Source organism: Bauldia sp., from assembly GCF_965232525.1.
In the GTDB taxonomy this organism is placed as follows: Bacteria; Pseudomonadota; Alphaproteobacteria; order Rhizobiales; family Kaistiaceae; genus Bauldia.
The window spans coordinates 3,308,587-3,323,267 of sequence record NZ_OZ246980.1; the positions used below are offsets into that span (position 1 = coordinate 3,308,587).

Below are 14,681 nucleotides of genomic sequence, written 5' to 3' on the forward strand. Positions count from 1 at the left end.
GCCGTTGTTTCTCAAACATTCGCATCAACGCTTCAGCGCGCCGAGCGCAACACCACGGATGATCAGCCGCTGGAAGGCAAGGAACACCGCGAAGACCGGCAACAGCGACAGGGTCGACATGGCGAAGAGTTCGCCATAGAGGGACTGACCACCGCTGGCATCGACGAACGCGCGAAGCGCCAACGGCACCGTCCACGACCGCATATCGTTGAGGTAGATGAGCGGTCCGAGGAAATCATCATATGTCCAGATAAAGGAGAAGATCGCGGCGGTAGCGAGGACCGGCGTCGAAAGCGGCAGCATGATCCGCCAATAGATGCGCCACGGCCCGCATCCGTCCATCGTCGCCGCTTCGTCGATCTCCCGCGGGATTCCCCGGAAGAACTGCACCATCAGGAAGATGAAGAACGCGTCGACCGCCAGGAACTTTGGAACGATCAGCGGCAGGTAGGTGTTCACCCAGCCGAGATTCAGGAAGAGAATGTACTGGGGCACGAGGGTGACGTGGTACGGCAGCATGAGCGTACCGAGCATTAGCGCGAACCAGAACCACTTTAGCCTGAACTGTAGCCTCGCGAAGGCGTACGCGGTCAGAGAACAGGCGAGCAGGTTGCCGATAACCGAAAGCACGGCGATCAGGAATGAGTTCAGGTAGAACGTCGAAAAGCTGATCCGCAACGCATTCCACCCGTCGACATAGCTGTCGAGCTTCAACTCGGTCGGAAGCGCGCCGGGGTTGGTGAAGATCTGCGTTTCAGGCTTGAACGAACTACTGATCATCCACAGCAGCGGATAAACCATGCAGATCGAGGCCGCGATCAAAACGACATGGCGCGCGTAAGGCGACCAGCGGCTTTTGCGGTTGGAGGCGATCTCGCTCATCAGCGCCCCTCATCCTCGTAGTAGACCCAGTAGCGCGACGTGAGAAAGGCGATTGCGGTGAAGATGCCGATGATCACCAGCAGGATCCAGGCGAGCGCCGAGGCGTAGCCCATGCGGAAGTTGGCGAACGCCTCGAGATAGAGATAGAGCGTGTAGAACATCGTCGAGTCGACAGGCCCGCCGGTACCGCCGGAAACGATGTAGGCCTGGGTAAAAGCCTTGAAGGCCTCGATCGTCTGCAGGACCAGATTGAAAAACACCACCGGCGCCAGCAGCGGCAGGGTGATTTTGAAGAACTGACGGAGCGGTCTGGCGCCGTCCATCGACGCGGCTTCATAGAGGTCCTGAGGAATCTGTCGTAAGCCTGCGAGAAAAATGATCATTGGCGATCCGAACTGCCAGATCGCCAGGATGATCAGCGTCCATAGCGCATAGTCGGGATGCGTCACCCATGACGGCCCGACGAAGCCGGTCGTCACGAACAACAGCTGGTTGATCAGCCCCTCGGCGCCGAACAATTGCCGCCAGAGCACCGCGATGGCGACCGAGGCTCCGAGCAACGACGGCAGATAGAAGATCGCCCGGTAGACAGCGACACCGCGCACCGCCCGGTCGAGGACCATGGCGAGGATGAGCGCGACCGCCAGCTTCAAGGGCACCGACCACAACACATACCGAAACGTCACCGACAGCGCGTTGTGAAGCCGCGTATCGTTGAACAGCGCGAACTCAAAATTGTTCAACCCCGACCAGCGTGGCGGCGTCAGTAGGTCGTAGTCCGTGAAAGAGAGGTAGAGCGACGCGATCGTCGGCCCAAGGGTGAGTCCCAGAAACCCAATGAGCCAGGGGGCCAGAAACAGATAGCCCGCGCCGTCAGCGCGCCAGACGCGCGCCAATCGATCACGAAGACTGGGCGCCGCTGCTGAGCGGCGCCCGTCTGCCGTTGCGAAGGCCGTGGTGGCCACGCCCGTTCTGCTCCTCGCGTTACGACCGCTCTAGGGTGGTCTTTGCGAACTCGTAGAAGTCAGCCGAACCATCCTCGACCGACTTCTGGCCAAAAGCGATAGCCTGCCACGCCGGTTCGATAGCACGGTCGATCTCGCCGGCACCCTTCGGCGGCGGTGGCGGCAGCGGACTGACGTGGCCACCGACGACGTTCAGGTAGTCGATGATCTTCCGCTCCGTCTCGGTGAGACCGGCGGAGATACGATCCCGAATACTGGCGTCGCCGGTTACGCCACGCTCAATGAGCAGTACGTCATTGGCTTCCGGGCTGGTGATGAAGAAGTTGAGCAACTCGGCCGCCGCCGATTTGTCTGGCGACGTTGCCGCCATCGATAGAAGCATCGACGGCTTCATGTACTGGCCAGGCTGTCCGCCGGGCTGGTTGGGGATCATGGTGATCCCGATCTCGTCCTCCATGAGGTTTTGCGCCGCCACCAGTTGGTTCGAATGCAGGAAGTCGAACAGCGTCCGGCGATTGATGAGCATCATCTCATCCATCTTGCCGGTATCGAGCGCCTGGACATCGGCCGGCGGCGTCAAGCCGGCCACCTGCAGATCCATCCAGAACTGCCAGAAGTCCTGCAGGTCCTGCTGGTCGAAGGCGAGTTCGCCGTCCGCCGTATACAGCCCCTTGCCGCGCTGGCGCGTCCAAGTCTCCAACATGTTCTCTTGGCCGCCCATGTTCGAGACAAAGAACATGCCGTCGGGTAGCCTGTCCTTCACTTCATTGCCAAGGGCGATGAAGTCCTCTGTCGTCCAAGCCGTCGGATCAGGCAGGTCGATGCCCAGCTCGTCGACAACGGTCTGGTTGTAGACGTGGCTCATGGAATTGGCACCCATCGAGATGCCGTAGACCTGGTCGTCGACCTTACCGGAATCGAGCTGGTTCTGATCGAAGTCCGCGAGTTCCAGTTCACCGCCGATGAAGCCGTCCAGGGGCTCGAGTTGGCCGCGGCGGGCGTATTCGAAGATATAGCGGTAATCCATCTGGATCACGTCGGGCAGGTTCTGCCCGGCCGCCTGCGTCGCGAGTTTGGTCCAGTAGTCGCCCCAGGAGTAGGTCTCGGGATCGACCGACGTGTCGGCATTCATCTGCTGGTACAAGTCGACGACCGCGTAGGTCCGTTTGTCGCGCTCCGGGTTGCCCCACCATATCAACCGAACGCGTTCTTCGGCTCGTGCGAGACCCGCACTCGATGCCAGAACGGCTAGTGATGCGCCAGAGGCAACAAGCCCGCCGAATTGGCGCCGCGTCAGACGATTGGACATCTCATTCCTCCCATTTGTTTTTTGGTTTTCCGGCATTCGCAATCGCGAGCCGCTTAATGAAAAGTAACTCGGTAGTTATTTCCTTGACAAGGGGCTACCTCCGCCTGCTGCCGTTGCGGCCCAAAGGCCACGTGGCGCTCTTGGCAGGATATCAGGCTCTCATCGGTCGACGAAATCGAAAATGGGCCGCCGTGGTCTGTGGAAGCAAGCGGCTTCGCAGAACCGTCAAGACGGCGATAAGACCAACCCGCCGTCAACGCACAGAACCTGGCCGCTGATGAATTTGCTCCGTGGCCCGGCAAGAAAAGCCACCGCCTCGGCGATCTCATCGGGTTCCGCATAGCGATCAAGTGACGCTTGGGTTGAATCCATCTTGCGCGGATCAACCGTCCGCGTCGCTTCGAACCGGGCCGTCTTTGTCGGTCCCGGGCTGACCGTGTTCACGCGAACACCCATCGGTTGAAGCTGCTTGGCGAGGCAGCGCGAATAGTGCGCCACCGCGGCCTTCAGGATCGCGTAGATCGGGCCATCCGCCACGCCGAAATGACCGGCCACCGAGCCGAGATTGACGACCACGCCCGAACCTCGATCCCGCATCGGGGCGACAAACGTCTTGCAGACGATGATCGTTCCGACGAGGTTGTTGTTGACCAGCGCCTGCACGTCCTCCAGCGGGATGTCGAGCGCATCGTTCGGCTTCGGCTTGCCGCCCGCTGCACCGATGTCGCCACCGGCGCTGTTGACCAGGATGTCGACAGGACCGAGGTTGGCCTCGATATCCTCGCGCATCTTGCCGACGGCCTCGGCGTCGCCGATGTTCCCGGTCACAGCCGTCACCCGAACGCCATGCGTCTCGATCCCGCGTGCGACCTCACCGAGATCGGCAGCCTCGCCGTATTTCGACGGCGCAGTCCAGTCCAGGTCGTGAATTGCGACGTCGGCGCCGAGTTCCGCCAACCGCTCCGCCATCGTCCGCCCAAGGCCGCGCCCCGACCCGGTGACGAATGCGATCTTGCCGCTGAGTTCCTTGGTCACGACCGACCTCCCAACATGATGCCTTGTTCCTTCAGGTACTTCGCGCTGCGGCGAACCTGATCGAGTTCGTAGTCGACCAATGCCGGCCCCTCTTCTTCCCGCTCCCACAACGTTCGATGGTCGACGTCACTGGGCAGTCGGTTGTGTCTCGCAGCAGCGAAACAGGCGGCAAGATCGGCACCGGTAATCGGCGGATAGCCATGCCACCAGCCGGGCGTCAGGAGGCGGATGTGCCGTGCGTCCAATGCGGCGATCTCGATCGAGGCGGTGAGCGCGTCGTGATGCTCGTCGAGAATCTTGACAATCTCGTCCCCCGGCACCGCGCCGTCACCAAAAGCGCAGCGAACGAGCCGATAGCCCTCATCAGTGAACTGGACGGTGTAGTCTTTCAGATGAACGTGCCGGACCCGCGGGGCGATCCGGTGGGTGAACGGGATCGGTGCTTCGGCCACCGGAAACGAGTTGCCGGTGTCGTAGCAGATGCCGACATTGGGTCCCGCCTCTTCGCAGAAATCGAGGAGCTCCTCACTGCCAAAGTCCTGGTGGTTTTCGATGGCGAGCCATACGTCAGCGTCCCTCGCCATCTTGGCGTAATCGCGAAGTCCGTTTCGCGTATCCTCCACCATTTTCGGCCAGTGATCGCCCAACTCGCCGCGATCGCCACACAGAAGACCGGTTAGCGCCAAGCGAATTGTCTTTGCCCCAAGGGCGACCGCCCCTCGGATGGCCGCCCCAGGCGGCTCATGAACCAGGCCCGAGCCAATCACCGGAACGAGATCAAGGTCCGCCAAGCGGCCCCGCAGCGCGTCGAGTTCCTCGTCAGACAAGTTCGAAAGCCAGATATTTGGCAGTTCGATACTCTGGGCCCCGATGTCGACGGCGATGTGGATGAACCCTTCCAAGCCGACGCCGTCTGGGTTCGCGCGCGAGGTCCCATGCCCCTGAATTCCGACCGTATAGGTCAAGCCGAAGGGATTGAGTCCGACCAGTAACATGCACGTCTCCGTTTGAGGTGATCAGCGCAAACCAGCGTCGACGATGATGCACTGTTTGGTGATCATGCGGCTGTCGTCAGCCGCGAGGAAAAGGGCGGTGCGAGCGAGTTCATCCGGAAGCAAGCGCCGTCGGATCGATTGCCGGTTGGCGGTCTCGTCGGCTTGCTCCTCAGTGTACCACAGCCGCAACTGACGCTCGGTCACGACCGCGCCGGGGGCGATGGCGTTGACGCGGATGTTGTCAGCGCCGAACTCTCGGGCGAGGCTGTTAGTCAGGCCGACGATGCCCGCTTTCGCGGTCGCGTAAGCGACAAACGGCACGCCACCCGCCATCCACGCGATCGATGAGAAATTGACGATCGAACCGCCGCCACGCTCACGCATCTGATGTCGCACTGCCTGCGCGGCGAAGAACTGATGGCGGAGGTTCACCGCCATCGCGTCGTCCCAATACTCGGGTGTCACCGAGTCCACGTCGTGCCGGTCGTCACGGGCCGCGTTGTTGATGAGAACGTCGATGGGACCGACATCGGACCGCACCTGCTCGATCGCGCCGCGCAGCGCCTCGATGTTCGTCACATCGCAAGGAAGAAAAGCCGGCCTGTGTTGTGCCTCTGATAGCCGCTCGACGAGAGCCTCAGAGATATCAGTTAGGATGTCGACGAAGGCGACGCGCGCGCCCTGTCTGGCGAAAGCTTCGACGGTGGCGGCGCCAATGCCCGAGCCGCCGCCTGTGACGAACACGACGCAGCCGTCGAGGCTCGGATAGTGCGCCGGTCTTATGGGCGGAGCGTCACTCAAACGAGCTGTTCCGTCTCAGCATCGAATAAGCTGATCTTGGCCATATCGACCGCGAGCCGAGCAATCTGACCTTCCCGCGGCGCGGCGTCAGGCTGGAACCGCGCGGTCACCTCCTGGTCACCGACACGCAGCGTTGCCATTGTTTCCGCACCAGTCGGCTCGACGACTTCGACCTCGGCGCTGAGTTCGCCGACAACCCGGTCCTCATCGCCGCGGTGGAGCGCAAAGTGCTCCGGTCGCACGCCAAACATCACCTTCTGCCCCGGCCGGAGGTCGGCGTGCTGGTCGCCAACGATCGGCAGCTTGGCCGTTTCGCCGTTGTTGGTGAAAGCGACGACCGGCTTTCCGGCGTCGACGGCGATCTCGGACGGGAGAAAGTTCATCGACGGCGATCCCATGAAGCCGGCAACGAACATGTTGACCGGACGATTGTAGATCGTCTCCGGTTCGTCGAACTGCTGAACCTCACCACGGTCCATGACGGCGATGCGCGACGCCAGCGTCATCGCCTCGATCTGGTCGTGGGTCACATACACGGTGGTCTTGCCAACTCGATGATGGAGTTTTTTGATTTCGGTCCGCATATCGACGCGGAGTTTCGCATCGAGATTCGAAAGCGGTTCGTCGAAAAGGAAGAGCAAGGGATCACGGACAAGCGCACGACCCATGGCAACACGCTGCCGCTGTCCGCCGGAGAGCTGGCCCGGTTTGCGCCTCATCAGCGCACCGATCTGAAGCAGCGCGGATACCCGTTCAATCGCCTCCTTCTGCTCAGCCTTCGGAATACCGCGGCTCTCCATCCCGAACCGCATGTTTTCTTCCACGGTCATCGTCGGATAGAGCGCGTAGGACTGGAACACCATCGCAATGTCCCGGTCTTTCGGCGCTACTGAATTGACCAGGCGATCACCAATCCGAATCTCACCTGAGGTGACACTTTCAAGGCCGGCGATCATCGCAAGGAGCGTCGATTTCCCGCAGCCCGAAGGACCGACAAGCGCAATGAACTCGCCGGACTGCGCTTCGAGGTCGATGCCCTTGAGAACCTCGACCGAACCAAAGCTCTTGTGAAGGTCGCTGATGGTCAACGACGCCATGGTCGCCTCATTTGATTGCTCCCTGCGTCAGACCGCGGACGAAGTATTTGCCACCGAAAAAGTAGACCAGCAACGGCGGAAGAGCGCCGATCAGCACCGCCGCACTCATCACGTCATAGGCGGTGGCTACCTGGGCGCCCGAGGTCAGGGCAACCAGCGCCGCCGTGATCGGCTGCTGCGAACCGGAGGTGAACACCACGCCGAAGAGGTACTCGTTCCAAATCCCGGTGAACTGCCAGATCACCGTTACGATGAGGATCGGCGGCGACAGGGGCAGGATGATTTTTCGGAAGATACGCCAGAACCCGGCGCCGTCGATCCGCGCCGCTTTGATCAGGTCATCCGGAATGGCGACGTAGTAGTTTCGGCAGAACAATGTGGTGAAACTGATCCCCTGCACACAGTGGACAAGGATCAGCGCCCCGATTGTGTTGGAGAGTCCGATATTGCCCAGGATGAACGCCCACGGCATGAGCGAAATCTGGCCGGGCATAAACACCCCGAGAAGCATGCATGTGAACAGCACCTCCGACCCACGGAAGCGCCACTTGCTGAGGATGTAACCGTTGATCGCCCCGATCGCTGTCGAAATGATCGTGGCCGGGATCGTCATCAGGAGGGAGTTGTAGAAGTAGCGCTGCATTCCCTCGCACGCGCCACCGATGCAGTATCCCGACCATGCCTCTGGCCAGGCGCTCAGGCGCAGACTCTCAGGCAGCGCGATGAGGCCGTTTCGCGCAATCTCCGGCTGATCTCTGAATGAATTCAGCACGACCACGACCAGCGGCAACACGTAGATCACGGCGAACCCAAACAGCAGTCCGTAGATGATCACACGATTGACGAACCGCCGCCGGCTAGCCACCGCGGCTTCGGGATCGTCGGCTGCCTGGATCGCGATGTCAGCCATGGCTCGCCATCCGCCGTCGACGCCAGACCATCCATAGCGAATAGGGAACCAGCACGACCGCAACCGCTGACAGCATCATGATGGCGGCTGCGGCGCCCTCACCGATTTTGCCGCGCTGGAACATCATGTCGTACACGTAAATGGCCGGAAACGTCGTCGCGATCCCGGGGCCTCCGCGGGTCAGCGCGACGACCAGATCAAAGGTCTTGATCGCGAACTGAATCTGCACCACGGCCACGGCCAGAAAGATCGGCGCGATCGTCGGCAGAATCACACGCCGGTAAGTGCGGAAGGCGGAAGCGCCATCGATCTGCGCCGCCTTGATGATGTCCCCGTCGATCGAGCGGAGGCCGGCAAGGAACAGCGCCATGGCGAAACCGGAGGCTTGCCAGATACCTGTGATGATGATTGCCCATATGGCCGTGTCACGGTCCGTGGTGAAGGCGAAACTGAAGTCCGTCCAGCCGAAGGATCGTACCAGTGCTTCGACGCCGACGGCGGGGTTGTAGAGCCAGCTCCAGACCGTGCCGGTGACAATGAACGAGACCGCCAGGGGGTAGAGGAAGAAGGTCCGCCAAACCGCCTCGGCCCGTATTTTCTGATCGATGAGGATCGCCAGCATGAGGCCAACCGCCATCGATCCAAGAATGTAAAGCCCGGAAAATAGGAAGAGATTGGTGTAAGCGACGTTCCAGCGGCGGTTCGCCCACAGGGCCTCGTAGTTGTCCAGACCGACAAAGCCGTATGTCGGCAGGAGCGTCGAGTTGCTCAGCGAGATGTAGAGCGTCCAGACCGTAAACACGAACACATAGACGAACGAGGCCACCAGCGATGGCGCCAGCACGACGAACGGAACGGCGGCAACCAGCCGTTCGCGCCATGAGCGTGTTGTCACCATAGATATCGATCTGGACATGAGAGTTCCCCCCGGCGATCCGGAGAGGGACGGGCCTTGACGCCCCGTCCCTCTCCGACCGGAGTCTTACATCTCGGCTTCGACCGCGTCAGCGATGCGATTGGCTGCTTCTTCCGGAGCCATCTCCGGAGTCGCCACAAACTCGGTGACGTTATCCATGATGGCACCGCGAACGGCCTGCGGAACAGTCATGTTATGCGCCATGGAACGGACGAGAGTCCCCTCCTCGATCGAACCCTTCAACTCTGCCTGGGCGAGTTCCTGGCATGGGTTGAAACCGCTCGACAGATCGACGTCGAGACGCGCCGGGATCGAGCCCTTCGACTTGTTGAAGACCGTCTGGAACTCCGGCGACAGGATCGTCGAGGCAAGTAGCTTCTGGCCTTCCTGGTAATCAGGATCGTTCTGCTGGAAAAAGACCACCGAATCCGAATTGAGGATGAAGCCGGCGCCATCCCAGTCGGTCGGGGCCTGCGCGCAGATGTAGTCGCTGCCCTGCTCGAAGCCGGAGGCCGCGAAGTTGCCGATGGTCCAGTCCCCCATGATGTAGAACGCAGCATCGCCGTTGCCGACCTGCACCGGCATGTTGTCCCAGTCGCGACCGAAGATACCCGGGTCCATGTACTCACTGGTCATCTTCTGGAACTGCTCCAGGGCTGCGATCATGCCGTCGGAGCGGATCGCGTCCGGATCACCTTCGACGAAGGCGCTGCGATAGAGATCAAGATCCATACCGTAAACGACGACCTCGAAAAGGGTCGAATCCGTCCAGTCTGCGGAGGAATGCGACAGACAAATCTTGCCGATCGCGACCACCTTGTCACACGCGGCGTTCAGCTCCGCCCAGGTTTCCGGCAGCTTCTCGACACCGGCCTCTTCCATCACGCTGGGCGACGCCCATAGCCAGTTGATGCGATGGATGTTCATAGGTGCCGCGACCCAGGAGCCCGCGGGCTTCATGACCGGAAGGAGCTCCGGAGCGACGACCTCGTCCCATCCCTCGGACGCAGCAAGTTCGTCCAGATTGGATGTCATGCCGGTCGCATTCCACTCGGCGATCTCAGGTCCTTTGAGCTGGACGGCGGCCGGCGCATTGCCCCCGATCACATCCGAGCGCAACTTGGCGAGAGTATTGGCTGTATGGCCGGAAATCGCGGTTTGCTCCCAGCTTCCGCCAGCCTCTTCGAACATCTCCCCAAGTATCGCGATCGACGCGGCATCCGATCCTGTGGCCCACTGGTGGAGCATCAGGGTCTTCGGCTCGGCATTCGCGGCGCTGCCGAGCGCCAGTGATATGCCGGTCGCAGCGACCGCAGTGAATCCAAGTTTGGTCATATTTTCCTCCCGATAGGACAAAGCCCGGTACTCTCGTTGCGGGCAATCAAAGCTAAGCTATCGCCAAGCTACTCACTGACTGTTCCGATGATTTCGGCGCAAACCCTCCTGTCGCTTCAAAGTTGAAGAAATGCTGGATCGCTAGAGTGGCCGCACCGCGCGGCCAACTGGTTTCAGGCAAGTCGATCGCCAAAGCTGGCGGACCAGAATAGCAAACCTCGGCAAGGACCCCGCGCAGCGGCCCAAACAAATGGTCGCCAAAGCGCACACCTTCCCCGCCGAACACGATGATCTCAGGATCGACGACGTTGACAAGCGCTGCAACGTGACGGCCCAGTCTGATCCCCGACTCACGTAAGATCTCGCGAGCTGTCGGATCGCCGGCGTCAGCGGCCGCGTTCAGGTCTTCGGGGCCCTTGCCCGCCGCAGACGGTTCGCGTTGCACCCAGGTTCGAATGAGTCCCGGATCGGAGCAATAAGTCTCCATGCAACCATCCCGGCCGCATTCGCAAATCCGGCCAGCACGATCGAAGCTGTGACCGAATTCGCCGGCCGCCCCGCCAGTACCGCGATAGAGTCTGCCGTCAACTATCAGGCCGGCACCAACTCCAAGGCCGAGCGCGATCGCCGCGATGTTCCGTTTTCCGCGGCCGTGACCAAACAAATGCTGCGAGACAGCAAACGCATTGGTGTCGTTGTCGATCCATACCGGCACTGACACCAGATTGGCAAACAGGGCGGCGATCGGCACGTCGCGCCAGCCAAAGCGCTGAACCTGCCGGCAAATACCGGCCTCAGCGTCGACCTGCCCCGAAAGCGCGACGCCTACACCAATCAGCGCATCGCGGCTGACGCCGGCCGACTCAAGAAGTCGCTCGGAGGCCTCCGCACACGCGACCACGACGGTCTCCGGATCATGCGCGGTCAGTGGTACCTCAACCTCGGCCAGTACGCGCGTGGCAAGATTGGTGACGACGCCAATCACGTGTCCAACGGTGACTTTCAGGCCGACCGAGAACCTTGAACCATAGTCGATGTCCAATGGGATCGGGCGGCGTCCGGAGGATCCGGGCAACGCATCGCACTCGGTCAGCAGCCCCTCATTGATCAGGTCGGCGGTGACCAGAGTGATGGCCGCCGGGCTCAAACCAACAGCCGCAGCAATAGCTGCCCGACTCATCGGACCGTCTCGCCGCAGCTGATCCAGGATTAGGCGGCGATTAAGTGCGCGCGCTGTGCTTTGATTGCCCCTGAGAGCCATCACCCGTTCCTTAATTCACTTTGTAAATTAACAGGAATTCTGGAAATCGGAAGCCCCTTTTGTGCTTGCCGACAAGCGCAACAGGTCTCGGCGCTCGGATCGGGTGCGTGCGCATGTCCCTCGGCGCCGCGCACTTCACCGCTCTTTGCGATAAGCTGCCCAGGGCATCTGGGTCGCGAACTTCCCGCCAGAAATGTCGATCATCGCGCCAGTGATGTAGCTGGCGAGATCCGAGGCGAGAAAGCAAACGAGGTTGGCGATATCGACGGGATCGCCCCACTGCCTCAGCGACAGTGTATCCAGCAATGCTTCCTGCCGCGCGGGATCGGCATCGGCGAAGCGGTTCATGTCGGTCGGGATCATACCCGGCGCGAAGCAGTTGACGGTGATGTTCGACGGTCCGAGTTCTCCGGCGAGAACCCTCGTCAGCGAAGCGACGCCCGCCTTGCTCGATGCGTAGGCGGCGGCGCCCAGCGAAGGGATGATCGCAGCAAACGAAGCCGCGTTGATGATCCGTCCCCAACGTTGTCGCTTCATCACCGGCGTGACCGCCTGACACATCAGGAATGTGCCCTTGAGATTCACGTCGAGATTTCGATCCCAATCATCCTCGGCAAGCGCCTCCACAGGACCACCGCCCGCCACGCCTGCGTTGTTGACGAGGATGTCGATCCGGTCGAACCGCTCGACCGCAGCATCGGCCACCGCTTGACATTGCGTCTTGTCGCGCACGTCACACAACAGATGCGCACCCGGCCACCCGTTCTGCTCCCACTCGGCACCGGCGTCCTCCAACAGATCATCGCGAATGTCGGTGCCGACCACGATGGCGCCTTCATCAGCGAGAGTCCTGGCAATCGTTCGCCCCACGCCGCGGCCGGCACCGGTGACGATTGCGACTTTGCCTTTGAGGTCGATGAGCATTCGGTTGATCTCCGGAGTTGCGGAAGAGGTGTCACGACGCCTGAGGCGCATCGCGCCGGATGGGTCTACAAGTTGCGTCCGGCGGAGCCAACAAGATCAGGTCGCGCTCACCGGCGCGGGGGCGAGGTCGCGGAAAAACTCACACGAAAGTGTCATGTATGTTGACAAACGTCGCATTACTTTGCCGTCGACCAACACGGGGACTGATCATGAAAAAGATACTTGTCACAGCCGTTGTCGCCGGATTGATCGGCTTCGCCGCCGGCAATGCGTTCTTCTACCTCGCGTCACCCTTATGGATCGATCGGGAAGTGAACGAGACGCTTCCGGCTGAGCTGATGGTTTCGACTCTGGCGACCGGCCAATTCACCGATGCCGATTCGTTCCACCAGGGCTCCGGCACGGCGACAGTCGTCGAGACCGCCGGCGGTGCGGGAATCGTCCGATTGACCGATTTCGAGGTGACCAACGGCCCTGATCTGGAGGTCTGGTTAGTCAAGAACGGCGACATCACATCGTCGTCCGACGTGACCGACAGCGAGTGGGTGTCGCTCGGGCAGTTGAAAGGCAATATCGGCGACCAGAACTACATCGTGCCCGAAGGAACCGATCTTTCTGAGTTCGGCTCGGTGGTCATCTGGTGCGAGCAGTTCAGCGTCCTCTTTTCAGCAGCGACGTTGGTCACCGAGAGCTGATGGCTCCGACCCCGCCCTGACGCTCAGCCGCGACCTTCGTCGTAAGGCGCAGAGTGAAACGCGATCTCTAGTTCCAGCGTCTTGCGGAAGACCCCGATCAACCGATCCCGCCCTTCCGCTGACGCTCGTCTGCCGGTCGTGTCGGCCTCGGCCCGAAGCCACTCCACCTGGGCAGCGAACGCCGGTTCGGTGTGGAGCGCGACCCAGGCTCGAAGGTCGGGGTCGCTGATTGTTCCCGACGCCGGGCGAGCGCACCAGGTCACGTACATCCATTCGGCGGCAAGCATCGACACCACAATATCGTCGTAGGCGCCGTCCTCGGCAAACGCCAGCATTCCATCACGAAAGGCAACGACAGCGTCCGGGAACGGCTGGTAGGAGCCAGGCCTCACGTCGAGCGAAGCAAACCGTTCTTCGAAGTAGGGTATCTGCTCTCGCGCGAGCGCGTCGACGACCCCCGCGAGCCATAGCCTCTGCGGCAAACCGGGCGCCTTAGCCAGAGCCAACGCAAAGATCGCCATCGCGGTTTCAACGAACGCACCTTCGTAGACAAGGTAGCGCTTGAACACACCGGGCGGCAGCCGATCGGCAAGAACGTCCGCGACGAAGCGATGTTGCTGCATCGCGTCCCATACATCCCGGTTCTCGAGGCGCAACGTTTCGGAAAATCGCTCGTCGGACGACCTGCTCATCGTCCCGACACCGGTCTCGCCGCGTCCACGAACGCCCGGACCCGGGCGGCCTCAACCGGATTCCACCAGACGCCGTCCTGCTTGAGCGAACTGGCGACGATGACGCCATCAACCCGTTCGAGAATTGCCGCGACGTTGTCGGGCGTGACGCCGCTGCCCACCATGACCGGAAGGTCGGTCGCCGATCGGATCGTCTCGATTTCGTCCATCGTGGCTGAGTCGCCCGTCCTCTGCCCCGTGGCGATCACCGCATCGGCGTCGAAGAACTCCACGTCGCGGACGAGCTCCGGTATCGACCGGTCCCCAACGATGGCATGAGCGCCGTGCTTCACATGAGCGTCGGCAAAAACTGCTACGTCGCGCGCGCCAATCATCGCCCTGTAGCGAAGAGCCCGCGCGGCTTCTCCTTCGACGATCCCTTCGTTGGCAACGTAGGCGTTGGCCCACTGGTTGACCCTGACGAACTGCGCGCCGGCGGCCTTGGCGACCGCAAGGGCCGGCAACGCTGCATTGGCGAGGACGTTGATGCCGATGGGAACCGAAAACGTTGTGCGAAGCCGGTCAGCGATCACTGCGAGCGATGCTGTTGTTTCGTGGCCTATCTCGTCCGGCTTGAGAAACGGGATGTCGCCGTGATTCTCGATCATCAACCCATCAAAACCACCATCCAGTAGTTCTCGTGCGTCCTCAGACGCTCTTTCACTGATTTCATCGATCGATTGAGATGTATATCTTGGCGATCCGGGAAGGGGTGGGCAATGAATCATTCCGATCAATACTTTTGACTTGGCAAATATATTTGCTATTGCATTCCCTCTGTCCTGTGATATTCGTATTGTCATCATACGTTCCTGGAGATTTGCT

15 protein-coding genes are annotated in these 14,681 nt (G+C 61.1%); 1 reads left to right on the forward strand and 14 read right to left on the reverse strand.

The features are described from left to right. Nucleotides 1-24: 24 nt before the first annotated feature. The 12 genes from ACO076_RS15630 to ACO076_RS15685 form a co-directional block, all read right to left on the reverse strand. A complete protein-coding gene (locus ACO076_RS15630) occupies nt 25-882 on the reverse strand; it encodes a carbohydrate ABC transporter permease (RefSeq protein WP_421723761.1) in 858 nt (285 codons plus the stop codon). Beyond that, on the reverse strand, nt 882-1,847 hold the full coding sequence (locus ACO076_RS15635) for a carbohydrate ABC transporter permease (protein WP_421723762.1): 966 nt from the start codon (nt 1,845-1,847) through the stop codon (nt 882-884). The genes ACO076_RS15630 and ACO076_RS15635 overlap by 1 nt, the downstream gene beginning before the upstream one ends. 19 nt (nt 1,848-1,866) lie before the next feature. After that, the gene (locus ACO076_RS15640) at nt 1,867-3,156 is read right to left on the reverse strand and encodes an ABC transporter substrate-binding protein (RefSeq protein WP_421723763.1); all 1,290 of its coding nucleotides are present in this window, start codon (nt 3,154-3,156) and stop codon (nt 1,867-1,869) included. 225 nt (nt 3,157-3,381) lie between these two features. Further along, nucleotides 3,382-4,191: an SDR family NAD(P)-dependent oxidoreductase gene (locus ACO076_RS15645; RefSeq protein WP_421723764.1), complete on the reverse strand. Its 810-nt coding sequence runs from the start codon at nt 4,189-4,191 to the stop codon at nt 3,382-3,384. After that, nucleotides 4,188-5,186 (reverse strand): sugar phosphate isomerase/epimerase family protein, encoded by a 999-nt coding sequence (locus tag ACO076_RS15650; protein ID WP_421723765.1) that lies wholly within the window; start codon nt 5,184-5,186, stop codon nt 4,188-4,190. Before ACO076_RS15650 ends, ACO076_RS15645 begins: the two co-directional genes overlap by 4 nt. Before the next feature lie 21 nt (nt 5,187-5,207). Then, the gene (locus ACO076_RS15655; RefSeq protein ID WP_421723766.1) at nt 5,208-5,987 is read right to left on the reverse strand and encodes an SDR family NAD(P)-dependent oxidoreductase; all 780 of its coding nucleotides are present in this window, start codon (nt 5,985-5,987) and stop codon (nt 5,208-5,210) included. Continuing rightward, complete coding sequence (locus ACO076_RS15660) at nt 5,984-7,084, reverse strand: ABC transporter ATP-binding protein (protein ID WP_421723767.1); 1,101 nt, start codon at nt 7,082-7,084, stop codon at nt 5,984-5,986. The genes ACO076_RS15655 and ACO076_RS15660 overlap by 4 nt, the downstream gene beginning before the upstream one ends. A gap of 7 nt (nt 7,085-7,091) precedes the next feature. Next, entirely contained in the window at nt 7,092-7,994 is a 903-nt protein-coding gene (locus tag ACO076_RS15665; RefSeq protein ID WP_421723768.1) for a carbohydrate ABC transporter permease, read from the reverse strand. After that, the gene (locus ACO076_RS15670; protein ID WP_421723769.1) at nt 7,987-8,892 is read right to left on the reverse strand and encodes a carbohydrate ABC transporter permease; all 906 of its coding nucleotides are present in this window, start codon (nt 8,890-8,892) and stop codon (nt 7,987-7,989) included. Before ACO076_RS15670 ends, ACO076_RS15665 begins: the two co-directional genes overlap by 8 nt. An 84-nt stretch (nt 8,893-8,976) precedes the next feature. Beyond that, the gene (locus ACO076_RS15675) at nt 8,977-10,245 is read right to left on the reverse strand and encodes an ABC transporter substrate-binding protein (protein ID WP_421723770.1); all 1,269 of its coding nucleotides are present in this window, start codon (nt 10,243-10,245) and stop codon (nt 8,977-8,979) included. 52 nt (nt 10,246-10,297) lie between these two features. Further along, entirely contained in the window at nt 10,298-11,506 is a 1,209-nt protein-coding gene (locus ACO076_RS15680) for an ROK family protein (protein ID WP_421723771.1), read from the reverse strand. A gap of 135 nt (nt 11,507-11,641) precedes the next feature. Continuing rightward, nucleotides 11,642-12,430: an SDR family NAD(P)-dependent oxidoreductase gene (locus ACO076_RS15685; RefSeq protein WP_421723772.1), complete on the reverse strand. Its 789-nt coding sequence runs from the start codon at nt 12,428-12,430 to the stop codon at nt 11,642-11,644. Nucleotides 12,431-12,639: 209 nt separating this feature from the next. Between ACO076_RS15685 and ACO076_RS15690 the strand changes: the two genes are divergently transcribed. Then, nucleotides 12,640-13,125: a DM13 domain-containing protein gene (locus tag ACO076_RS15690; RefSeq protein WP_421723773.1), complete on the forward strand. Its 486-nt coding sequence runs from the start codon at nt 12,640-12,642 to the stop codon at nt 13,123-13,125. A gap of 23 nt (nt 13,126-13,148) precedes the next feature. Here ACO076_RS15690 and ACO076_RS15695 read toward each other — a convergent pair whose 3' ends face one another. Together ACO076_RS15695 and ACO076_RS15700 are read right to left on the reverse strand one after the other, a co-directional pair. Further along, nucleotides 13,149-13,817, reverse strand: coding sequence for a TenA family protein (locus ACO076_RS15695; protein ID WP_421723774.1), 669 nt, complete (start codon nt 13,815-13,817; stop codon nt 13,149-13,151). After that, nucleotides 13,814-14,659 carry a BtpA/SgcQ family protein gene (locus tag ACO076_RS15700; RefSeq protein ID WP_421723775.1) on the reverse strand — a complete coding sequence of 282 codons (846 nt, stop codon included), beginning with the start codon at nt 14,657-14,659 and terminating at the stop codon, nt 13,814-13,816. The genes ACO076_RS15695 and ACO076_RS15700 overlap by 4 nt, the downstream gene beginning before the upstream one ends. Between the last annotated feature and the right edge of the window lie 22 nt (nt 14,660-14,681).

What these genes read in the sequence shown, in the direction of transcription:
- ACO076_RS15675 (WP_421723770.1), bottom strand. Translation starts at nt 10,245, where the DNA reads ATGACCAAACTTGGATTCACTGCGGTCGCTGCGACCGGCATATCACTG.
- ACO076_RS15665 (WP_421723768.1), bottom strand. Translation starts at nt 7,994, where the DNA reads ATGGCTGACATCGCGATCCAGGCAGCCGACGATCCCGAAGCCGCGGTG.
- ACO076_RS15660 (WP_421723767.1), bottom strand. Translation starts at nt 7,084, where the DNA reads ATGGCGTCGTTGACCATCAGCGACCTTCACAAGAGCTTTGGTTCGGTC.
- ACO076_RS15640 (WP_421723763.1), bottom strand. Translation starts at nt 3,156, where the DNA reads ATGTCCAATCGTCTGACGCGGCGCCAATTCGGCGGGCTTGTTGCCTCT.
- ACO076_RS15700 (WP_421723775.1), bottom strand. Translation starts at nt 14,659, where the DNA reads ATGACAATACGAATATCACAGGACAGAGGGAATGCAATAGCAAATATA.
- ACO076_RS15695 (WP_421723774.1), bottom strand. Translation starts at nt 13,817, where the DNA reads ATGAGCAGGTCGTCCGACGAGCGATTTTCCGAAACGTTGCGCCTCGAG.
- ACO076_RS15690 (WP_421723773.1), top strand. Translation starts at nt 12,640, where the DNA reads ATGAAAAAGATACTTGTCACAGCCGTTGTCGCCGGATTGATCGGCTTC.
- ACO076_RS15680 (WP_421723771.1), bottom strand. Translation starts at nt 11,506, where the DNA reads ATGGCTCTCAGGGGCAATCAAAGCACAGCGCGCGCACTTAATCGCCGC.
- ACO076_RS15685 (WP_421723772.1), bottom strand. Translation starts at nt 12,430, where the DNA reads ATGCTCATCGACCTCAAAGGCAAAGTCGCAATCGTCACCGGTGCCGGC.
- ACO076_RS15670 (WP_421723769.1), bottom strand. Translation starts at nt 8,892, where the DNA reads ATGGTGACAACACGCTCATGGCGCGAACGGCTGGTTGCCGCCGTTCCG.
- ACO076_RS15630 (WP_421723761.1), bottom strand. Translation starts at nt 882, where the DNA reads ATGAGCGAGATCGCCTCCAACCGCAAAAGCCGCTGGTCGCCTTACGCG.
- ACO076_RS15650 (WP_421723765.1), bottom strand. Translation starts at nt 5,186, where the DNA reads ATGTTACTGGTCGGACTCAATCCCTTCGGCTTGACCTATACGGTCGGA.